We start from the raw sequence: 21,290 nt of genomic DNA on the forward strand, positions 1-21,290 counted from the left end.
CAGACCCTAGGGAGCCCACCGGCCTGTGCTCCAATAAATGTTGTCGCGTGGGTTCATAGATGGGATCGATGATGCGGGACTTCGACCTCAACCTGGTCCGGACGTTCGTGCTGCTCTACGAGACCCGCAGCGTGACCGCGACGGCGGAGTCCCTGCATGTCACGCAGCCGACGATCAGCTACAGCCTGCAGAAGCTGCGGCGCCGGTTCTCCGACGAGCTGTTCCGCCGCGGCGGCAGCGGCCTGGTGCCGACGACGACCGCCCGCGCGCTCTACGAGCCGCTGCACAGCGCGCTGTCGGGGATCGAAACGGCGGTCAGCGGCGCCTGGTCATTCGACCCCTCGACCGCGCGGGCGGCGTTCACGCTGTGCCTGTCGGACCTGGGGGAGATCTCACTGCTGCCCCGGCTGATGGCCGCGCTGCCTTCGCGCGCGCCCGGCGTGACGCTGACCGTCCGCCCCCTCGACGTCGACCGCGCCGCCGACCAGCTCGGCCGCGGCGAGATCGACGCGTTCATCGCGTCCCCGCTGATCAGCTCCCAGCGCGTCGCGCGGATCCCGCTGTTCTCCGAGGGCTACCTGGGGATGGTGGCGCTGGACCACCCGCGCCTGGAAGCCGAGGTGGACTTCGCCGCGCTGGCGGCCGAGCGCCACGTGACGGTGTTCGGCCCGACCGGCCACGACGGCCCCCGCCGGGCCCTGGAGGCCCACGGGCTCCTGGACCGCGTGGTCCTGGAGGTGACCCGCTTCGCGGCCCTGCCGTACCTGGTCCAGGACAGCGACCTGGTGGCGATGGTCCCGCGCCTGGTGGCGGAGATGTTCGCGGGTGAGCACCGCGTCCGCCTGTTCGACCTGCCGATGGACGTCGAGCCGGCGCAGGTTTCGGTGTACACGCGGCACACACACGCCCGCAGCCCGGCCCAGCACTGGCTGGTGGGCTTCATGCGCGAGGTGCTGGGTTAACCGGCGCCGCAGCGGCTGCCGTTGAGCGTGAACCCCGTCGGCGCCGGGTTGCCGTGGTCGAAGGCGCCGTTGAAGCCGATCTCGACCGTCCCGCCCGGCGCCAGGTCGACGTTGTACGAAACGGCGTCCATCGTGACCCGCCCGCCGCTCTGCGCGAAGTCGCCGTTCCAGCTGTGGGTGACCCGCTGGCCGGCGGTGAAGGTCCAGGTGAGCGTCCACGGCGAGAGCGTCTGACGGCCTCTGTTGGTGACGGCGACGCCCGCGGTGAACCCGGTGTCCCACTGGTCGGTCACGGAGTAGCGCACGGTGCACAGCGCTTCCTGGACCGGTGTGGACGCGGGCGCGGGAGGGGGCGCGGCCGGTGTCGTCGAGGTGGCGGACGCGGTCTGGCGCAGCACGGTGGGGATCGGCGTCGGCGTGGGCTTCGGCGTCGTCGAGCGCGGGGTCGTGGCGGGCGCGAGCGACTCCGCGGCCGTCGCCTGCCGCCCCGGCGAGCTTTCCGACGTCACCGCGATGAGCACGAGGCTGCCGACCACCACGACGGCGCCGCCGAGCGCGGAAATCCACCGGATCCGCCGCCCGGCCCGCTGCTGGTGCGCCGCGGCCTCGCGCGCCCGCTGCTCGAGGCGCTCGCGGTAGCCGTCCCCGGTGTCTTCCTCGCGCACGGCCGCGGTTCCGGGCGCGTCGCCGAGTGATCGCGGGGTCGCCCCGGTCTCCCGGAGCAGCTCGGCGACCGAGATCTCGTCGTCGTTCCGCCGCCGACCCATCCGGAACCTCCCGTTCTGCGGCCCGACCGGCGAATCCTAGGAAGCCGCGGCGACCTTGTAAACCACGTAAACCACGTGCACGCGACGTGCACGAGACGGTGATGCCGGGGGAGTTCTCTGGGGTCGTGGCCGGATCACCCGGCCGGGATCCCCAGGAGGTTTCCGATGTCCGAGAAGAAGATCATCGCCGTCGTCGGCGCGACCGGCCAGCAGGGCGGCGGGCTCGCACGCGCCATCCTCGACGACCCGGAGCGGCGGTTCGCGCTGCGTGCGCTCACCCGCAACCCGGACTCCGAGTCCGCGCGGGCCCTCGCCGCGCGCGGCGCCGAAGTCGTCGCGGCCGACCTCGACGACGAAGCGAGCCTGACGAAGGCGTTCGAAGGCGCGTATGGCGCTTACCTCGTCACGGCGTTCTGGGAGTACAACTCCGTGGAGCGCGAACAGCACCAGGCCCGCGCGATGGCCGCGGCCGCCAAGGCCGCCGGGCTGCGGCACGTGATCTGGTCGACCCTGCCCGACACCCGCCTCCACCTGCGTGACGACGACCGCGCGCCGACGCTGCACGGCCGGTACAAGGTCCCGCACTTCGACAGCAAGGCCGAGGCCGAGGCGTTCTTCGTCGAGGCCGGCGTGCCCACGACGTTCCTCTCGACGACGTTCTACTTCGAAGCCTTCCTCGACTTCTTCCGCCCGGTCCGCGACCCCGACGGCGTCGTCGCGCTGCACCTGCCGATGGCCGGCGGCCGGCTGCCGGGCATCGCGGCCGAGGACATCGGGCGCACGGCGTTCGGCGTCCTCGCCCGCGGCCCGGAGCTGGCGGGGGAGACGATCAGCATCTCCGGCGAGAACCTGACCGGCGAGGAGTACGCGGCGGCGTTCGCGAAGCAGCTCGGCACCGACGTCGCGTACCGGCCGATGGGCGTCGACCAGCTGCGTGCCTCGGGCGCACCGGGCGCCGACGACCTCGCGAACATGTTCTTCTACTACGCCGAGCACGAAGCCGCGTTCGCCGGCGTGCGCGACCCCGAGGCGGTGCGGCGGCTGAACCCGCGGCTGCAGGACTTCACGACCTGGCTCGCCGGCCACCGCGACGCCTTCGGCGAGCTGTGATGGAGTTCGGGATCTTCGGGGTCGGGGACATCGCCACCGACCCCGTGACCGGCCGGGCGCCGACCGAGCACGAGCGGATCGGGCGGATGGTCGAGCTGGCCGTGCGCGCCGAAGAGGCCGGTCTCGACGTCTACGCGACGGGGGAGCACCACAACCCGCCGTTCGTGCCGTCGTCGCCGACCACGCTGCTGGGGTTCATCGCGGCGCGCACGAGCCGGATCACGCTGTCGACGTCGACGACGCTGATCACCACGAACGACCCGGTCAAGATCGCCGAGGACTACGCGATGCTGCAGCACCTCGCCGACGGCCGCGTCGACCTGATGCTCGGGCGTGGCAACACCGGCCCGGTGTACCCGTGGTTCGGCAAGGACATCCGCGACGGCATCGCGCTGGCCGTGGAGAACTACGCGCTGCTGCGGCGGTTGTGGCGGGAGGAGGTCGTGGACTGGTCCGGGCGGTTCCGGACGCCGTTGCAGGGCTTCACGTCGACGCCCCGGCCGCTGGACGGGAAGCCGCCGTTCGTCTGGCACGGGTCGATCCGCAGCCCGCAGATCGCCGAACAGGCCGCGTTCTACGGCGACGGTTTCTTCCACAACAACATCTTCTGGCCGGTCGACCACACCAAGCGGATGGTCGCGTTCTACCGGGAGCGGTTCGAGCACCACGGCCACGGCCCGGCCGGCAGCGCGATCGTCGGCCTCGGCGGCCAGGTGTTCATGCGCCGCCGTTCCCAGGACGCGATCGCGGAGTTCCGCCCGTACTTCGACCATTCGCCGATCTACGGCCACGGCCCGTCGCTCGAGGAGACGATGGCCCAGACACCCCTGGCCGTCGGCAGCCCGCAGCAGGTCATCGACCGCACGATGCGCTTCCGCGAGGACTTCGGCGAGTACCGGCGGCAGCTGTTCAACATCGACGGCATGGGCCTGCCCCATTCGGCGGCGCTGGACCAGATCGACCTACTGGGCGCGGAGGTGGTCCCGGCCCTGCGATCGTCGTCGCGCGCGGCGTGATGCGGGAATACCGGTCCGTCGCCACGGGTTCACCCGGCGTGATGCGGTACGAGCTGCTGGGCCCGGTCCGAGCGTGGCGCGACGACGTCGAGATCGAGCTGGGCCCACCCCAGCAACGAGCGACCCTGGCGGTGCTCCTCCTGCAGGAAGGCACGCCGCTGACCCCGTCCCAGCTGGTATCGGCCCTGTGGAGCGGCGCCGAGCCCCGGGCGGCGATCGGCATGGTCCGCTCGTACGTGTCCCGCCTGCGCCACGCGGGCGTCCCCATCGAATCCGCGTCCGGCGGCTACGCCCTTGCTGCACCGGCCCTGGACCAGACGGAGTTCCAGCGCCTGCTCGCTTCGGCCCGCTCCTCTGCTTCCTTGAGGGCCGCACTGGCCCTATGGCACGGAACCCCGTTGTCCGGCCTTTCGGGCGCCTACGCGGAGGCGGAGCGAGTGCGGCTGGCGGAGCTCCGCCTGACCGCCCGCGAAGACCTGGCGGCAGCGGACATCGCCGAGGGCCGCCACGCGGAGGCATCGACGGCCTTGACCGACCTGATCGCCGAGGAACCGCTGCGCGAGCGCCCCCGCGAGCTGCAGATGCTGGCGCTGTACCGCTCCGGCCGCCAGGCGGAGGCGCTGGCGGTGTTCACCAGCACCCAGCAGCTCCTGGAGTCGGAGCTGGGCCTGTACCCCGGCCCGCAGCTGAAGGAGATGCAACGGCGGATCTTGGCGGCGGACCCGACGTTGACTCCGGTCAAGCCGTCCGGCCCCTCCCAGCTGCCACCCCAACTCCCGGAGTTCACGGGCCGCGCCCCGGAGCTGGCGACGCTGGTCGAGGCCCTGAAGCCCATGGATTCGTCGGTCCCGGTCCAAGGCATCGAAGGCCTGGCGGCGATCGGCAAGACAACCCTGGCCGTCCAAGCGGCGCACAAGGTGTCGGGATCCTTCCCGGACGGCCGCCTGTTCGTGGACCTGGCGGCGTCCCCGGACCCGCTGGCGGAGCTGCTACGCGGAATAGGCGTGACGGCGCTGCCCGGTTCGTCCAGCGAACGCGCGGCTTTGTGGCGAGCCCGGACAACGGGCCTGCGCCTCCTGGTGGTCCTCGACGACGCCCGAAGCGAAGAGGAGATCCGCCCCCTGATCCCAGGCCCAGCCGGCCCGGCGGTACTCATCACGGCCCGCCAGCGCCTGTACGGCCTGGCGCACACGCAGTGGACCAAACTGAGCGGCTTGAGCCCCTCGGACTCGCTGACGCTGCTGGAGCACCTGCTCGGCCCCGCCCGGCTCGCGGAGGACCCAGCAGCGTCCTTGACCTTGGCGACCCGAACAGCGGGCTTCCCCCAGGTCCTCCAGGCGGTGGCGGCGAGGTTGGCCTCCCGCCCGGCGTGGACGATGTCGGAAGCCCTGACCCGGTTGGGACGTCCGGCCCCAGGAGCCTCGGTGACACCCCCGGAGTGCTGGGCGATCGAGAAGCCGTACGAGTCGACCCTGTCCCAGCTGACCCCGACCCAAGCCGAGGCGTTCCGATCCCTGGCCTCCCCAGCCCCGATCTCGGTCCCCACGGCGGCTTCGATCTTGCGAATACCCCTGAGCGACGCGGCGGTGCTGCTGGAGTCCCTGGTGGACGCCCACTTGCTGGAGCCGTTCGGCACGGACCGCTACCGGTACGAGGAGCCGTTGCTGATGTTCGCCCTGGGCCGGCAGGCTGAATCGATGCAGCCTGGCTGAAACTGTGTGATCTTGCCAGAGGGGGCGAGGCGGTGGATGTGCACCCCCCTGAACAAGGGGGAGGGGCGGCCGTATACTCTTTCTTCAGCAGGTCCGAGTGGCGGAATGGCAGACGCGCTAGCTTGAGGTGCTAGTGCCCTTAACGGGCGTGGGGGTTCAAGTCCCCCCTCGGACACTTACCATAACCCCACCTGTGCGGATCGAGATTAGTCTCGATCCGCACTTGTCGTTTACCGGGGTGGTAGGTGGCCTGCAGCTGTAGCTGGCGGTACAGCTCCCGCTTACGGACGGGGGCGGCCGTGGCCAGTACCTTCCGGATGTCACCGAGCCGTTCGACGAGTTCGCGGATCTGGTCCTTGGTCAGCCGCTGCTGCATCGGCTTGGCAGTGACGCGTGCCTTCGCTTCAGCTCGTCGAGCCTGGGTCTCGGCAATCCACCCGGTGACGAGCTGGGCATCGGCCCCGGCCTCGAGAGCGGCGCGGTGGCGTTCGAGCGCTCGGTCGCATTCCGCGATGACCTTCTCGGCTGCTGCAGTGGCGGGGTCGACGTCGAGGTCAGGTTGCGCGGCGCAGAGGGCGTCGATGGTGTCGTGGAGCCGGTGCGGGGCGAAGCTGGTCGCGAGCCAGTCGTCGATGGGGCCGAGAAGGTCACGCTCGGCGAGGTAGACGTTGCGTGGGTGCTCGGTCTTGTTGGCCAACCCGTATTCGATGGGGTAGCGGCAGCGGTAGAACGGCCGTTCATGGTTGCGCTGGCCCTGCATTCGGCGGCTGCAGACCCCGCAGTGGAGCAGACCGCTGAGAACGTAGGGATGGCGGGTGCGGGTCCGTTCCCGTGTCTTGCGGCCAGCACCCTTGGCGGCGGCGATCTCCTGGGCGCGCTGGAAGGTCTCGACGTCGATGATCGGTTCGTGGACGATTTGCTCGGAGAAGATCCACTTGTCGCGGGTGTTCCAGCGCATCTTGGTTTCGTGGCCGAGCCCGACGTCTTCAACGTCGATGAGGACTTCGTCTTTCCGTTGCTTGTTCCAGACCTGACGGCCGGTGTAGCGAGGGTTGGTCAGGATGACCCCGACCGCACCCTTGGCCCAGGCGACGCCGGTGCGGTGCCGGTTGCGGGCGGGGTCGTTGCCTGAGGGGGAGAGGATACCGTCGCGGGTGAGTGCCTCGGCGATGGCGAACTTCCCGCGGCCGGCGACGTACTCTGCATAGATCCGCTGCACGACAAGCGCGGTGACCGGGTCAGGTTCGAGCCGATGCAACCGTTTGCCTTCAGCAGCTTTAGCGGGATTGGGGTGGGGGCCGGCGTCGGCGAGCCGGTAGCCGTATGGCGGTCGGCCACCGAGGAAACGGCCTTCGACGGAGGCCTGGGCGGCCATGGCGGCGCGGACGCGGATCTTGATCCGGTTGCGTTCGCCCTTGCTCATCCCGCCGAAGACGGACATGACCAGGTCGTGGGCTTCGGACTCCGGCTCGATCGCCCCGCCGACCTCGGGCACCCACAGTCCCACGCCGTAGTGGACGAGGACGGGGAAGGTGAGGCCATATTGGTTGCCGTAGAAAGCGCGTTGCGGTTCGCCGATGACTACGGCGTCGAACCCGCGGTCGGCGCTGCGCATCGCCGCCAGCAGCCGGGTCGCCTCGGGCCGGCGCTTCCAGGGGATCGAGCGGGACTGCCCGACGTCGAAGAACTCGGCGACGATCTCACCGTGCTTGTCGATCAGCGCCTTGGCTCGGGCCAGCTGCCAGTTCCGCGATGCCTCTGGGTCTTGCTGGTCCTCAGTGGAGACCCGGCCGTAGAACACGAACCTCATGGTTACGCCGCCTTGTCCGCGTCGATAAGCAGCCGTAGGAGGGCGCCGGCCGCTCCCGTTGGCAACCGGTGCGGAAACGCAGGCAGCAGAACTGTCGGTGAAGCATCACTGCCCCGTCCACTCGACCGCGGCCGGCTACCAGCCGCCTCTCGCCGTGACGGAGGCCGCATACGGCAGGACTCCAGAGTGGATCGTGTCGTTGGCCTTGACGAATTGGTCATATCGTTTCTCCTGCGGCGCGGCGCTGATCGGCGTGCACGGGTCGTCTACGACACCGTTATAGCCATCGGAGGGCAAGTACCCGAACGGGGCGGCTTGGACAATGTCCGTACGCGACTAACTCCGCCAGCTAGTTGCCGGGGAGACAGTGAGGCGTCGCGGCTCACCCACCGTCTCCGTAGAAAGTTTGGCCCGCGGGTCGGAGCGCAGGTGCAGGCCAGCGCGAACGGCAGTGGTTGCCTCCTGTTTGTAGCCGGCGATTAGTCAGGGAAGTCGTCGTCTCTGTGGATCTACACGATCGTGAAGGTCCATTACGCGTACTCGGCGCGTTACCGCTGGTCGCGATGGCCGTCGAGAGTCATGACACGCGGCAAACGGTTGCCATTCAGGAAGGCAACTGCATCCGCAACGCTTCGTCATTGACCGCGTGCCTCTGCCCAGAACACCACCGCTGACCCGGGAGTTGGACACGGGCTGTGACGACGTGCGAGGCCAAGAGCTGCGCACGCACAGACAGAGGCCTACCCGTCGTTGTGGGCCGCCAAGAGTCCCGACATAGCGGATTCACATTGCAACCAACGCCTACAACACGCTCTTGGCCGCCTTGGAGACACGTGCAGCCCTGCCTCTGTAGTGTCTTCGACAAAGACTTGATGCTGAGGGGTGGGCAGGTTCTAGTGGACGCCGCGACACGAGCACGGATCGACAAGGCCTTGCAACTGTGGGTGAGTGTGCGTGCGGAGCAAGCGGAACGCTCGTCCGCTCGTGGGACCCCTCAACAGGGGCGTCGCTCCTCAGTCACTGGAGGGCGGCACCTAGAGGGAGTCTGTGACCTCGTGGTGGAGGAGCTGGAAGCCACGGGTGCCCAAGATCTGGAGCTCCGCCGGAACAAGGGTGCCACCTTGGCTGGCTACTATCGGCCGACCAAGAGCTGGGATCTCCTTGTCCTTCAGCACGGCTCGCCTGTCCTGGCGGTGGAGTTCAAGTCGATGAGCGGAAGCGAGGGCAAGAACCTCAACAACCGTGCAGACGAAGTCTTCGGCATTGCCGAGGATGCGAGGCAAGCTGAGGCGCACGGCTTGCTCCCGCCTAACCTGCGTCGCGCCTACATCTTCGTGATGGGGATCAATGCCGACAGCACGCGTCCCATCGGCCTGAGCGCAGCCCACGGGCATGTGGATGAGGCGTTCAACGAGGTGTCGTACCTTGGTCGGATGGCTACGATGTGTCACCGGATGCGGGAGACAGGTCTCTATCATCTCACGTGGGCAGTTGGGGTCCATGAGGATGTCTTCGACTGGGACGAGCCGAACCCGCAGGTAGGATGGGATCGGTTCGCCGACGACTTGCACCGGGCATTTGCCCGAGGTGAGGCGACCAAGGCGACTCATCCGTAAAGCTGGTGACTTTATGTAATCTTCGCGCAGTCCTGGCGTGGCGTCCCAGCGCCTGGTCGGCGCCGCGTACAGTGCAAGCTTGTGTCCCATGACGTCGCGTTGAAGATCGCTCCCGTCGAGTACGGCGAGGTATTTACCCGTGAGTGGGTTGCTCAGACCATGCTCGATCTGGTCGGTTACACTGCCGCCAAAGATCTCGTACACCTGAGACTCGTCGAGCCGTCCTGCGGTAGCGGTGCCTTCCTGTTGCCGGCAATCTCGCGTCTTCTGCGCAGCTTGGACCGGTCTGATGGGTGGGAAGATGAACAGGCGCTCGAGGATGCTATCCGCGCGTATGACCTGCAGCAGTCAAACGTGGAGCACTGTCAGGTCGCGGCTCAGGCATTGCTGGAGCAACATGGGGTTGACGTAGGACGTGCTCGGCGACTGAGTCGGCTCTGGGTTCAACGACAGGACTACCTCCTTTCGGCTGATGTTGAGCCAAATTTGTTTGTTGATGAAGTTCCTTCCAGTGAAGTTGACGTAGTAATCGGCAATCCACCCTACATTCGGCTAGAGGATGTGGCTGATGATTTAACCGCTGCGTACAGGCTTAGGTGGAAGACAATGTCCGGCCGAGCTGACATCTATGTTGGTTTCTTTGAGAGAGCACTTCGCTCCTTGAGGCCCGGTGGACGATTGGCTTTCATTTGTGCGGACCGGTGGATGCGTAATCAATATGGTTCCGCCCTGCGGCAATTTGTCGGTCAACGTTACAGTGTAGACTGCGTTTGGACTATGCACGACGTCGACGCATTTGAGTCCGTGGTCGCGGCTTATCCTGCAATTACGCTGTTGAGTCGGCGGCCTCAAGGTTTGGCTGTCGTTGCCGATACAACAAGTTCCTTCGGAGAAGAATCGGCGGCCGAGCTTGCGGCATGGTCTATGGATGAGCAAGCGGTGCCGATAGATGAGCAATCGGCGTCGACTTCTGGTGTTGGATATCAGGCGTACCGGTTGCCGCACTGGTTCCCGGGTGACGAGATGTGGCCATCGGGTAGTCCTGCAAGGTTGGCTTTAATTGAACATCTCAATGATAATTTTCGGTCCTTACATGACCCGGCTGGTGGAACTAGGGTTGGAATAGGCATCGCTACTGGTGCTGACAAAGTATATGTGACTGCCGAAGACGATCTTGTTGAGACCGATAGGCTCTTGCCGCTTGCTATGTCGGCAGATACTCGCACCGGAAAGTTTCAGTGGAGTGGCAATTACCTGGTCAATCCTTGGGATGAGGAGGGTGGCCTTGTAGACTTATCGAGGTACCCACGACTGGAAGATTACTACGCTCGAAATATTGATAGCCTCGTGGGGCGCCACACTGCTAAGTCCAAGCCTAGGCAGTGGTATCGAACAATTGACAAGGTCAACAATGACTTGATCGCTAAGCCAAAGTTATTGATTCAAGATATGCGTACGACGATCAATCCGGTGTGGGAGCCGGGCGGCCACTATCCTCATCACAATCTCTACTTCGTGGTGTCTGATCAGTGGGATCTGAAGGTTCTTGGAGGTATTCTGCTGTCGCGTATCGCGCAGGCTTTTATTGAAGCTTACTGCGTCCGGATGCGCGGGAACACTCTGCGCTTTCAGGCTCAGTATCTTAAGCGGATCAGGCTGCCGGAATTTGATACGTTGGAAGCTGACGTTAAGGAATCCCTCGTCGAAGCGTTCGATGCGCGCGACGTTGAGAAGGCGACCGAGGCGGCTCTGCGTGCATACAAACTGGATCGAAATGTCTTGGATTAAGTGCAATGTCTTATGGGCGTGCGCTGGTTACTCGAAGTCGTACAGGGTTGGGGTACTCCTGTCTGGATGTGTCCTGAAGAAAGCTCTCTTATGTCCCGGAGGGTAGTGTTTCCTGATGACTGCCGAGAAAGATTCAATAAAAGCTTCATAGCCGCCTGCTTCTGGATCTAGCTCTCTGAAGCCAAAAGCGTGATCGTGACTAAGATTTTGGAACTTCTTGGCCAGGTAGGGGCACGTATCTTGCGGGCAGTGTGGCCTCGACGTGGTAACCGCCCACGTGGAGTCATACATTTGTTCTTCGACTAAGCGTTGGCAGAGAATTCGAACTCGATCCTGGTAAGAGCTTGATTCGTAAACAGAGTCCTTGGGGTGGAACATTTGCCCAGGCCTTGCTCTGCTGCGCTCGCGTGAGGCCGGATCATCTTCGATGATGTAGACGTAACCTGTCCATGGCTTGTCAGGCAGTAGACCTCTTTCGACGGCCTTTGTCAGGTCGGTTGCCGTGCCGATTGCTTCTTCGGCTCTATTGTTAGCATTGTTTCCATAGGATGGGCCCAATTGACTTTTGAGTTCGATAGCCACCACGGGTTTTCCGTCGGCGCGAACTACAACGTCCCACATTTTTGTTGGTCGATAGAAGCCGGGAAGAGTGAAGCCAGGTGATATCTGTCCGGGCGTGAAAGCGCCGCTATCCACGACGTCCTTTGGTGCTTTGTAGTAAACCTCAGTTGGTGGGGCGCCGGCTGCGATGCATGCCTGGGCAAGCATGTGAGCGACATGATCAAGGTGGCCGCCTCCCGTGACCCCAGCCCGTTCGCCGGGCTCGTTCACGCCACGACTGTTCTGGTCATCGCGTGCCTTGCTGCGTACCTCCCAGTACTTGAGCATTGCTGCTGCTACCTCAACACGCTGCTCTGGTGTCACGCTCGGACCATCCCCAAGGTCTGCCGCCGGTGATTAGACAACTCTACCGAAAGCTGATCGTGTTCGAGGCCTGTTGGCGCAGAGTCTGGAGCAACCGTCGACCGGCATCGGACCCGGCTCACCGGAAAGCGCACCATATGACAGGTGCACGAAGTCGGCCGGGAACGGACGTTCATTACATCTCATGTCCTCGCCGGACTGTGATCGCCGCTGGATAGCAGTCGCGGAATCTGCGCGATCGGCGGCATAGCGGACGTCTGCGGCCCGCTGGCTTTTGGCTTGACGCTCGTCGGCTGCCGATGCGTACGGTCGTCGGATGACCGTCAGAGGCAGTGCCCATCCGGAATCCGGCGGTCCGAGTCCCGCTGACGGGCACTATCCGGGTGGGTCCGGAGTTGCCCGGACAAGCTGGGCGCCGGGGCCACACACGATCAGCTGGACGCCTCTGCGACCGACGTCGCCGCCCGCCGGGTCCGGGACGTACAGGCCAACGGCGGCGTCGGAGGCCTGTACGTCGTCCATGGCCAGGCACTCCTCGTCGACGAGCAGTTCGGCTGTGGTTGCCGTAACGTTCACTGCGGCGTCCAACGAGAGAGCGGCGCGCTCTTCGACTTTGTCGGCAAGATGCCGCCATCTAAGCGGTTCGCCCGTGAAGTCGTCGCCGCTGCGGCCAGTCCACAGTGAGGCGACGGCGCGGGCGAGGTCAGCACATAATGCGGGCGAAAGGACCCTTACGCCCGCGGACTGGGAGCTTCCTTCCGTCTGGCCGACCCACGCGTGGCTGGTCACGACGCCGACGAGCTGGCCGGGCGCACTGTCCCATAGCAGCAGGCTGGCGCCACTGCCCGTGACACGGGTCCGCAGTAGCGCCCGACCATGACGGGCGTCGGCGCCGTAACCGATGCGGTTTGCGATGGCCTTTAGGTCGGCTGGGTCCCCGTCGGTGGAGCCGATCAGCAGGTCTACGCGTACGCCCCGAGCCACGGCGTCGGCGCAGCCAGCGGCCAGGGCCTCAAAGACTTCCGACCCGTCGAGACGGGGAATGGCCAAAGCGACGCTGGTCTGTGCCGACTGGAGTGCCTGGGCTAGAGCGGTGGCGTGCGCATGCCCGCCGCGCAGCACGTCGTCGGCGGCGAGCAGCACGCTGGTGCCGCGTTGGTGCACCCGTTCGTCGTTGGTCACGCCCAGAAAGCGGCGGCGCGCCGGGCGGCCTGTCCCGCGCGGTGTTGCAGGCGTGCGGGGGAAACGGGCGACCGCTGCGGCGGCTGCGGCCAGGGCCGGGGCTGTAAGAGCGTGGCGCCACGGCGGCGGCAGGCCGAGTACCTGCTTGGCATCGATGTCGACGTCGAGGGGGAGCCAGTGCGCGTCGCGGCTGATCTCCTCGATTCGGCCGATTCGGCGCACCCATTCACCGGCTTCACGATGCAAGAGCTTCTGGACCTGTGCCTCGTCGACAGAGTCACGCACGACCCTTGTCCCGATCCTGGAGGCGGCGTCCCAGACTTCGGTCAGGTCGTCGCGACGGTAGGGCCGAGCCTCGGACTGCCGGGCGACCTGACCGGAGTGACGCTCCATCACCACGATGCCGGGGCGGGCTGTCTCGACAATCACTGACACGGGCTCGCGGTTTCCAGTGGCGGCCACGTGGCCAGCTCCGGTGAGTACGAACGACGCTTGCGGCCCTCCTTGAACGGCGACCCAGCCAGCGTTGACGAGCGTAACGACGGCCTGGACGAGAAGCCTGTCGTGCACCCGGAAAGCCTCGGCGAGCGAACGCAGGGTCGCGCCGCCGTCGGCGATGGCGTTAAGCACCATGTGCTCAAGGCGGCTGTAGGGCTTGCCGCGGGCGAGGTCGTATGGGACGCGAAACTTACTCACTGGCAACAGGACGATCATGACAGACCACCAAGGTCGGCGCCGAGCCGAACGGCGCGGCCGGAGGCGAACCAATCGCTTAGGTCGGTGACAATCCGCTTGAGATGCCATAGGGGGTTTGCGGTGTCGTCAAGCTCGACAGTGCGGACCTGCTCCCGGAAGAAGTCCCAGGAGCCGACGAGCACGAGCAACCGCTCAGCGCGGGACAGCAGCACATTGAGCCGGCTCGCGTCGTCCAGGAAGCCCAGGCCATGTCCCGGGTCGTGAAGGTTGTTGCGCACCAGGCTCACCGCGATGACGTCGGCCTGGTTGCCCTGAAAGGAGTCGACGGTGTGGACGCCGCTGGCGCCGCCGGGATCGCCAGGGCGGGCGTTGAGGGCGGGCTTGAGCTCGAGCCCCTCGGGGAGGGTGGTCTTCCTCATCCGGCGTCGCAGCAGAGATGCCTGCTGGTTGTACGGCGACAGGACGGCGAGCTCTGCGGCGCCAGTCGCTTCTCGCCGCAGCGTCGCCAGAAAATTTGCTAGGGCTGTGGTCTCGGCGTCGTTGGTGTAGCGCGGTCGGCCCTGAGCTGGTCCAGTCTCTGCGGTCCTCGGGTCGTCGCGGCACCACGGGACGTCGAGCCAGACGATCGCCTTTCCCCGAATCTCGGGCGGCTCGGTGAAGCCGTGCAACACGCGGGCAATGGGCCTGCCTTCTTCGACGGTCCTGTTCACGAGCCGGTCCTCGTAGTATGCGCGTGAGATCAGCTCGCCGATGTCGGGGTGCATGCGGTGCTGCTCAATGAGTACACCCGCGGCGGCGCCGCCTGCCGAGTCGTCGGTCAAGCGCTGCCCGGCGTCACCTTGTCCGACCGCGACCTGGCAAAGCTCGAACGTCCGTTTGAAGGTCTTGAGCCAGTCCTTCGCGTAGCCCTGAAAGGCAGCGCGTTCTTCGGTGGTCTTGTCCTTCCACGACCAGACCCAGTCCCAATCCAGGACGCCGGGCCCGGTATCGGGCAGCGCTTGCAGTGCCTCGACAACCGCATCGAGGGCGTCGACGCCGCGCAAGTAGTCCTCGTACCGATATGGCGGGAGCTGATTGTGGTCGCCGATCAACAACCACCGGTGGCCCGCCTGCAGGGGCAGCGCGAGGTCGAAGCCGTGCGCCTTCCCGGCTTCCTCGACGATGGACCAGTCGAAGGACTGGTCGCCGGCGATGGCCTCGAGCTCACCGGCACTGGTCGTGCAGTAAGTCAGGTTTGCGCCGCGCTTGACCAGTTCGACGAAGTCGGCGGCGCCGGTCCCTCGTGCCTCATGGCTGGCGAGCTCGTCGGCCATCGCCGTGGCGTGGTCAAGCCAGTCCTGCTGGACGGGCGTGCGGTCAGACAGGGCAGCGAGGGTGCTGCTGCTGTCGCGCAAGACCTGTAAGGCGACGTCCTCGACGGTGTCTTGGGCGGTATCGTCGTCCCTGCGGGACCCGAGCCGGACCGCGAGGGGCCTGCGCTCCGGTGTGACGCCCTCGAAGGCCTCAGTAACCCGTGCTCGGAGGACGTCGACGGCGCCATGTGCCTGGGCTGTGACCAGGACCTGTGAGACGGGGTCGTCGTGGAGGATCTCGCGTAGGAGCCAGGCAACCAGGGTGGTCTTTCCGGTGCCGGGCGGACCCTGTAGTGCGTAGATCGGCCGGACCCGGAGGATGTCCTCGATCGCGCGGCGCTTGGCTTCGTCGACGGTCTCTGGATCAAGCTTGACAGGCAGGTCGGCCGCGCCGGTGTCGATGTACACCTGGCCGGGCGCGGCTAGGCTGCGCAGCAGGTAGCTGTGGCGGTCGAGGGCGTCGATTGCCTGCTTGCGGCGTCGGATGAGCTTGAGTTGGCCGGGCATGCCCGCACCGCGCAGGTAGCCGCGGTCCGGCGGCGGTGGACGATCGGGGTCGAAGGTCGCGCGTCGGAGCGTCGCGGCCCGCGCTGCGTCGTCCACGGCGTGGACGCGCCACTGGTTGTCTTTACCGCCCGCGGGCAGCGCCAGGGCGTCCCCGTTCTCACCGGATAGGATGACGCTGCCGCTGTCAGGCTTGCCGGCCTCGAGTTCGCGCTGCAGGAACCCGGCCAGGTCGTCGTTGTGCAGGAACGCGAGGACCTGCCTGTTCTCAGGGCGTGGCCGCTCACGAACTGTGATTTGCTCGAAGCCGGGGTCGTCAGCAGGGTCCGGCCCGGCTACCAGGTCGATGGGGAAGATCGTCGCGTCGAGCATGAGCAGCTCGATCTGGTGAGTGGCGCGGACGAACTGGTGGAATTGGGCAAGGTCGCGTGCCAGGTCGGCGCCGCGTTCAATGCGGGGAAGCACCGTGTCCCATGTCGCGGACGCCAGGGCCAGGCTCCGGTCATTGTGGGCGGCCCTTGTCGACCGGACTGCGAGGCGGCCGGCGGGCAGACGCACACGGGCCGACCCCCCCTCACTGTTCGTGAGCTGGGCCGGGCCTACACAGAATGCGACCTGCCATGTAGGCGCCTCGTCGCGGTGGGAGTACTTGCGAAGCCGGACTACTGTGCGCCGGCCGACCAGTAGGACGGTCTCCTGTTTCGGCACGGCGTAGAGGGACCCGCCGTCGAGGTCGCGGCGCAGAAATACCATCAAGCCGTCGGTGTGGGCGACGTCCCGCGGGTTGTAGGGCTGGCCGTCATCTAAGCCGAGGTGCTTCCGTAGCCCTCGCTCAAGCAGGTAGTCGTAGAGCTGAGTCTGCTTTGGGTCGACGATGAGCGTGAAGGGTCGATCGTCCGCGCGGGCTGCCGGCGGGGCCGCAAGCAGTGCGACGATCCCGCGAATGGATAGTTGGATGTCGTGCGGGCGGGTCATCCGCTCAAGCGGGTCCGAGTCGATCAGGCGGAGGAGCAGTGCCCGTTCGGGCTCAGTGAGCGTGGTCGTGGCGGTCTCGATGGCCTTGACCACACGGTTGTACCGCTCGGTCGGAGCGTTGTTCGCGAACCGCTCGAGGTTGAGCACCAGGCGCGCGCACAGCATGCCGAAGCCAAACCAGTCGTCGTCAGGGCGCCAGGCTGCGGTGTCGCCGGCGATCCGCTCGGGTGGCGAGGACCAGCTGACCGGCGGGTCGGCGTCCAAGGGGCGGCCGAGCCGGACCGACCACTCGAAGCCACCTAGCCGGATGGACTCGGCGGGCTCGTCGGGCAGGTACAGCAGGGCTGCCGCGCCGACGTCGCGGTGGAGGACGTCCTGGGAGTGCAGCACGGCCAGCCCAGCGGCGACGCGGCCAGCGGCTCGCCAAAGCTCCCGGCGATCGGCGGGGTCGTTGGAGGAGAGCCAGACGTGCTCGGCCCGAGCAGCGAGGGCGTCCGCGACGCTGTCGTAGCCAGGTGCCTGCAGGACCATGACGAAGGACTTCGCGTCGCGGTCGAGACCGGCGTCCTTGAGGACGGCCAGGGTGTTGTCGGCGCCGGGGCTGCTGCCGACCTTGTAGAGAGTGCGTAACTCAGCGTCCCAGAGCGCCCGCTGGACGGGGTCGGGCTCATCGCCGTCGTAGGCCCACGTGCGGGCAAGGTACCGCACGCCGTCCTCGTCGTAGGCGGTCCACGCCTCGGCGTCTCCGGTGGCAGACCTGCGCGTGCCTAGCTCGTAGCGTCCTCGCAGCAGGGCAGCACCCTCGGCTAGCGGCATGTGCCTCCTTCGTCGGCGCGGAAACTCTAACTCACGAGCGCTAGGCGGCGTTGGATGTGGAAAAGATACGCACCAGTGTGTCTGCCGCCCCGTCCGGTATAGCGGGAAGCGCGGCGGCGGCTCACTGGCTCGCCTGTGCGCTCGTGCAGAACGCCCGGAGCGACGATCTGTCCGCGAGGTGAATCGCTGGCGTCGGTACTGTGCACGCCGTCAGGGCAAAGCTGTTCACCCAGGCCGACGCTCACCGCGACTCGTTCACACATCGTGCGCATGACCAGTTTGTCGCTGGATCGAAATCCCGAAGGTCGTTGAGTAGTTGACATTCCGGCCGAAGTGGGCCGTCCACGGTAGCGGGCGCATGTCGCCGGCCACGTACTCGACGTCGACACCGGCGGCCGCCGGCGTCGACGCAGGCCTGGTTCAGGAAGACAGCTGATGAGTTCAGGCTCGTGACATGGCAGCCGCGCGCCGCCAGGCGATTGGTCCAGGTCCCCGCGGCCGCAGGTTAGGTCCACCTGCATGTCCGGGATGCATGTCCAGAAACCGCTAGGTCAGCTATGCCGCGGCTTCGCCCGGCGACGGTTCCTACCCGGCGGGGTCGGTCTTGCGACCGAAGCGAAGAAAAGCAGGTAGTCCTCGTCGTACATCTCGCCGACATTGAACAGATTGGCCATGGGAGGCCCGTGGGCTGCTGACCATCTTGCGCGGCAAGCAGTTACCGTGCGGGCGGCAGTCCTCTAAGCCGGAGCCGGCTGTCCACTCAACGTATGATTGGACAGCCGTGCGACCAACGGCATGAGCGCGTTCGCTGTGAATGCAGGGGGTCGAGGCTGTAGCAGCTTGGCCGACGCTGGTAGCGATGGACGGACGCGGCGAGATGGGGCAGATGTGATCGAGTCGGTGGAGCTGGTGGTCGCCGCATTGGCTGGCGGTGCGGCGGCGGGGGCACGTGAGTCCTCATCAACCGCGTTGAAGGAGGCGTACTCGGGTGTCAAGACGCTGGCTCTGCGCGCGCTGCGCCGTGCGCAGTCGGTGCTGCCTGCGGTGGTGGAGGCAGTGGAGGCTGATGCGGTCACGCTAGCCGACGACGAGCGAGGGGGCGCGTGGCGACGCGAGCTCACGGCCGCGTTGACCGCAGCAGACGCAGGTGCAGACGACGAGCTGGTAACTGCGGCGCTCCAGGTCCTGGAACTCACCGATCCGGCCGGAACTCAGTCGGGGAAGTACCGGGTGCTGCTGCAGAATTACAAAGGTGTGCCGGTGGGCGACCTATCCCTGCCGGAAGATCAGATTCCACATGACATTCACAACAGCCAGGGCGTGCAGGTGGGTACTGGCAACATTCAACACAACTACTACTCGAAGGCTCCGCAGCCTGCGATGGAGTTGACGCCGGCGTTGTCGAGCCTCTCGCGGATCCCCCCTGAGCCAGCAGTATTCGTGGGCCGCTCGGGCGAGCTGAGGCAGCTCAAGAAGGTGCTGAGTACGGCCGGCCGTGCGGCGGTGGTCGCGGTGCACGGCCTGGGCGGCGTGGGCAAAAGCGCGCTGGCAGCCCAGTTCGCCCATCTCAACGCGGACAGGTTTGGCTTCCGATGGTGGCTCACCGCGGACTCACCGACCGCCATCGATACCGGCCTGGCCGCGCTGGCTGTCGCTCTCGCGCCCGCCACCGCGGAGCTGCCCATGGAGCAACGCACCGATCTGGGGATACGGTGGCTGGCCACCCACGACGGCTGGTTGCTGGTGTTGGATAACGTAGTGTCACCCGACCACACCTCGTCGTTGCTGGAGCGCGTGCGGACTGGCACCGTGCTTATGACCAGCCGACAGGCCGTCGGATGGGGGAAGGTAACCAGTGTTCGGGTGGACGTGCTGAGCCACGCTGAGGCGATCGACCTCTTGGCACGGACGGTACAAGCCGAGTGGCCCGATGCAGACCTCACCGACATCGAGCGGTTGTGCGACGAGCTGGGGTACCTGCCGCTTGCGGTGGAACAAGCGGCTGCCTATCTTGCCCAGACCCGAATCAGCCCCACCGCATACCTCGATCTACTGGCCCGTTACCCAGCACGCCTCTACACCGCCACCAGAGAAGGCGGTGACGCACAACGCACCGTGGCCCGGGTTTGGCAGGTCACCCTCAACCAGCTGAGTACCACCCCCTTGTCCGGTCAGTTCTTGTGCCAACTTGCCTGGTACGCCCCGGACAACATTCCCCGCACCTGGCTCGCCGTCAACGCCGATGAACCCGACGTGTTGCACGCCTTGGGTCGGCTCGCCGCTTACAGCATGATCACTCTCAACCGCGAGACCATCAGTGTTCACCGCCTTGTGCAAGCCGTCGCTCGCACCCCCAGGCCAGAAGACCCCCACCATCAGCTAGCCGACATCACCGCAGCACAAGCCACCGCCGTCGCCACCCTTGTCGCAGCGGTCGCTGACAGCCACCCGCGCGACCCCGACGATTGGCCGGCATACGAAGCGGTCCTGCCGCACGCCGCTGCCACGTTCCGTTTCACATCGCCCGACGAATACACTCCCGATCACGCCACCCTGCTGAACGAAATCGGTTACTACCTCCTGAAACAAGGCAGCTTCGACGCTGCCATCAAGTACTTCTCACGCGCTCGGCAGACCCGATTCACTCACTTTGGTGCCGACCACGGCGCTACCCTGACCTCAAGCAGTAATCTCGCCCATGCCTACCAAGCGGCTGGGAATCTGGACCGTGCAATCCCGCTGTTCGAAGAAGCCCTGATCGACAGCGAACGGATCTTTGGTTCTGATCACCCTGGCACCTTGACCGTGCGTAATAGCCTCGGTTACGCCTATCATGCAATACGCGACCTAGACCGCGCGATTCCGCTGTACGAAACCGCTCTCGCTGATCGACAGCGCATCCTCGGCCCTAAGCATCCCGACACCCTGATCTCGCGTAGCAATCTTGCCAGCGCCTACCAGCATGCTGGTGACTTGGAGCGGGCCATCTCGCTACACGAAGCTACGCTCCGCGACAGCGAAGAGGTCCTCGGCCCTAAGCACCCCAGCACCCTGATATCGCGCGGCAATCTCGCCTACATGTACCAGAAGGTCGGCGCTTTTGAACAGGCCACCCTGCTACATGAAGCTACTCTCCGCGACAGTGAAGAGGTCCTCGGTCAAGATCATCCCGATACGGTGGCCTCGCGCGGCAACCTTGCCTCCGTGTACCAGGAGGCTGGTGACTTGGCGCGGGCCGTCACGCTGTACGAAGCTACTCTCCGCGACGGCGAAGAGGTCCTCGGCCCTAAGCATCCCGACACTCTGCTCTGCCGCAACAACCTCGCCGGTGTCTACAAAGCGATGGGGGATCTGGCGCGAGCTATCCCGCTCTATGAAGCTACCCTCATCGACAGCGAACAGGCACTAGGCCCAGATCATTGGCTAACGAATATAATTCGCGACAACCTGCAAGAGATTGCACAGGCAGGATGAGGATAATTTCGCACGAAACTCACGTAGGTCGGCACCCATGTTGTAGCAGACTGGGCCGCTCGGCCGATACAGGTGATAGTTGATGGTACGGACAAGTGAGGTGTTCGGCTTGATCGAGTCGGTTGAATTGGTGGTTGCGGCGCTGGCTGGCGGCGCTGCGACGGGGGCGCGTGAGACAGCGTCTGTTGCGGTGAAGGACGCGTACTCGGGGTTGAAGGCGTTGACTCTGCGTGTGCTGCGCCGTGCGGGATCGCCACCGCCTGCGGTAGTGAAGGCGGTGGAGACCGACGCGGTCAAGCCTATCGATGACGAGGGTGGGGCCGTGCAGCGGCGGGAGCTCGTGGCTGCATTGTCTGCGTCCGACGCCGGGTCGGACGAGGAGCTGGTAGCAGCGGCGCTCAAGGTTTTGGAGCTGACCGATCCTGCCGGGACTCAGTCGGGAAAGTACCGGGTGCTGCTGCAGGACAACAAAGGTGTACAGGTAGGCGACCACAACACCCAAACCAACACCTTCAACTGACGACCATCGATGCCTACCTCCTCACACGGCCCAGGGCGGGCACCTGACCATCCACAGCCGGGAGGT

13 protein-coding genes and 1 tRNA gene are annotated in these 21,290 nt (G+C 65.9%); 9 read left to right on the forward strand and 5 right to left on the reverse strand.

Annotation, left to right across the window (positions count from 1 at the left end; all coding sequences use genetic code 11):
• Positions 1 to 59: 59 nt before the first annotated feature.
• A complete protein-coding gene (locus tag MUY14_RS06860; RefSeq protein WP_247021912.1) occupies positions 60 to 962 on the forward strand; it encodes a LysR family transcriptional regulator in 903 nt (300 codons plus the stop codon).
• On the opposite strand, the gene MUY14_RS06865 is transcribed toward MUY14_RS06860, so the two are convergent.
• Positions 959 to 1,729 carry a cellulose-binding domain-containing protein gene (locus MUY14_RS06865; RefSeq protein WP_247021913.1) on the reverse strand — a complete coding sequence of 257 codons (771 nt, stop codon included), beginning with the start codon at positions 1,727 to 1,729 and terminating at the stop codon, positions 959 to 961. The genes MUY14_RS06860 and MUY14_RS06865 overlap by 4 nt on opposite strands.
• Before the next feature lie 165 nt (positions 1,730 to 1,894).
• Between MUY14_RS06865 and MUY14_RS06870 the strand changes: the two genes are divergently transcribed.
• The 4 genes from MUY14_RS06870 to MUY14_RS06885 all read left to right on the forward strand — a co-directional run bounded on the left by MUY14_RS06870 (position 1,895) and on the right by MUY14_RS06885 (position 5,742).
• Positions 1,895 to 2,839, forward strand: coding sequence for an NmrA/HSCARG family protein (locus tag MUY14_RS06870; RefSeq protein ID WP_247021914.1), 945 nt, complete (start codon positions 1,895 to 1,897; stop codon positions 2,837 to 2,839).
• Entirely contained in the window at positions 2,839 to 3,855 is a 1,017-nt protein-coding gene (locus MUY14_RS06875) for a CE1758 family FMN-dependent luciferase-like monooxygenase (RefSeq protein WP_247021915.1), read from the forward strand. Before MUY14_RS06870 ends, MUY14_RS06875 begins: the two co-directional genes overlap by 1 nt.
• A 41-nt stretch (positions 3,856 to 3,896) precedes the next feature.
• Entirely contained in the window at positions 3,897 to 5,567 is a 1,671-nt protein-coding gene (locus MUY14_RS06880) for a BTAD domain-containing putative transcriptional regulator (protein WP_247021916.1), read from the forward strand.
• A gap of 91 nt (positions 5,568 to 5,658) precedes the next feature.
• Positions 5,659 to 5,742 (forward strand) — tRNA-Leu (locus MUY14_RS06885).
• On the opposite strand, the gene MUY14_RS06890 is transcribed toward MUY14_RS06885, so the two are convergent.
• Positions 5,707 to 7,377, reverse strand: a complete 1,671-nt coding sequence (locus MUY14_RS06890; RefSeq protein ID WP_247021917.1) for a recombinase family protein — start codon at positions 7,375 to 7,377, stop codon at positions 5,707 to 5,709. The two genes, MUY14_RS06885 and MUY14_RS06890, sit on opposite strands and share 36 nt — an antisense overlap.
• Before the next feature lie 872 nt (positions 7,378 to 8,249).
• Between MUY14_RS06890 and MUY14_RS06895 the strand changes: the two genes are divergently transcribed.
• The gene (locus MUY14_RS06895; protein WP_247021918.1) at positions 8,250 to 8,993 is read left to right on the forward strand and encodes a PaeR7I family type II restriction endonuclease; all 744 of its coding nucleotides are present in this window, start codon (positions 8,250 to 8,252) and stop codon (positions 8,991 to 8,993) included.
• Positions 8,994 to 9,074: 81 nt separating this feature from the next.
• On the forward strand, positions 9,075 to 10,781 hold the full coding sequence (locus MUY14_RS06900) for an Eco57I restriction-modification methylase domain-containing protein (RefSeq protein WP_247021919.1): 1,707 nt from the start codon (positions 9,075 to 9,077) through the stop codon (positions 10,779 to 10,781).
• A gap of 27 nt (positions 10,782 to 10,808) precedes the next feature.
• On the opposite strand, the gene MUY14_RS06905 is transcribed toward MUY14_RS06900, so the two are convergent.
• The 3 genes from MUY14_RS06905 to MUY14_RS06915 form a co-directional block, all read right to left on the reverse strand.
• Positions 10,809 to 11,705 carry a PaeR7I family type II restriction endonuclease gene (locus MUY14_RS06905; protein ID WP_247021920.1) on the reverse strand — a complete coding sequence of 299 codons (897 nt, stop codon included), beginning with the start codon at positions 11,703 to 11,705 and terminating at the stop codon, positions 10,809 to 10,811.
• Positions 11,706 to 12,080: 375 nt separating this feature from the next.
• Complete coding sequence (locus tag MUY14_RS06910) at positions 12,081 to 13,601, reverse strand: hypothetical protein (RefSeq protein WP_247021921.1); 1,521 nt, start codon at positions 13,599 to 13,601, stop codon at positions 12,081 to 12,083.
• Complete coding sequence (locus MUY14_RS06915; RefSeq protein WP_247021922.1) at positions 13,598 to 17,230, reverse strand: AAA domain-containing protein; 3,633 nt, start codon at positions 17,228 to 17,230, stop codon at positions 13,598 to 13,600. The genes MUY14_RS06910 and MUY14_RS06915 overlap by 4 nt, the downstream gene beginning before the upstream one ends.
• 888 nt (positions 17,231 to 18,118) lie before the next feature.
• Between MUY14_RS06915 and fxsT the strand changes: the two genes are divergently transcribed.
• Together fxsT and MUY14_RS06925 are read left to right on the forward strand one after the other, a co-directional pair.
• The gene (gene fxsT / locus MUY14_RS06920; RefSeq protein ID WP_247021923.1) at positions 18,119 to 20,704 is read left to right on the forward strand and encodes an FxSxx-COOH system tetratricopeptide repeat protein; all 2,586 of its coding nucleotides are present in this window, start codon (positions 18,119 to 18,121) and stop codon (positions 20,702 to 20,704) included.
• Between the two features lie 100 nt (positions 20,705 to 20,804).
• Complete coding sequence (locus MUY14_RS06925) at positions 20,805 to 21,224, forward strand: hypothetical protein (protein ID WP_247021924.1); 420 nt, start codon at positions 20,805 to 20,807, stop codon at positions 21,222 to 21,224.
• Positions 21,225 to 21,290: the final 66 nt, after the last annotated feature.

The organism is Amycolatopsis sp. FBCC-B4732, assembly GCF_023008405.1.
Lineage (GTDB): Bacteria > Actinomycetota > Actinomycetes > Mycobacteriales > Pseudonocardiaceae > Amycolatopsis > Amycolatopsis pretoriensis_A.

What these genes read in the sequence shown, in the direction of transcription:
- MUY14_RS06865 (WP_247021913.1), bottom strand. Translation starts at nt 1,729, where the DNA reads ATGGGTCGGCGGCGGAACGACGACGAGATCTCGGTCGCCGAGCTGCTC.
- MUY14_RS06860 (WP_247021912.1), top strand. Translation starts at nt 60, where the DNA reads ATGGGATCGATGATGCGGGACTTCGACCTCAACCTGGTCCGGACGTTC.
- MUY14_RS06915 (WP_247021922.1), bottom strand. Translation starts at nt 17,230, where the DNA reads ATGCCGCTAGCCGAGGGTGCTGCCCTGCTGCGAGGACGCTACGAGCTA.
- MUY14_RS06870 (WP_247021914.1), top strand. Translation starts at nt 1,895, where the DNA reads ATGTCCGAGAAGAAGATCATCGCCGTCGTCGGCGCGACCGGCCAGCAG.
- MUY14_RS06890 (WP_247021917.1), bottom strand. Translation starts at nt 7,377, where the DNA reads ATGAGGTTCGTGTTCTACGGCCGGGTCTCCACTGAGGACCAGCAAGAC.
- MUY14_RS06875 (WP_247021915.1), top strand. Translation starts at nt 2,839, where the DNA reads ATGGAGTTCGGGATCTTCGGGGTCGGGGACATCGCCACCGACCCCGTG.
- MUY14_RS06895 (WP_247021918.1), top strand. Translation starts at nt 8,250, where the DNA reads ATGCTGAGGGGTGGGCAGGTTCTAGTGGACGCCGCGACACGAGCACGG.
- MUY14_RS06880 (WP_247021916.1), top strand. Translation starts at nt 3,897, where the DNA reads ATGCGGTACGAGCTGCTGGGCCCGGTCCGAGCGTGGCGCGACGACGTC.
- MUY14_RS06910 (WP_247021921.1), bottom strand. Translation starts at nt 13,601, where the DNA reads ATGATCGTCCTGTTGCCAGTGAGTAAGTTTCGCGTCCCATACGACCTC.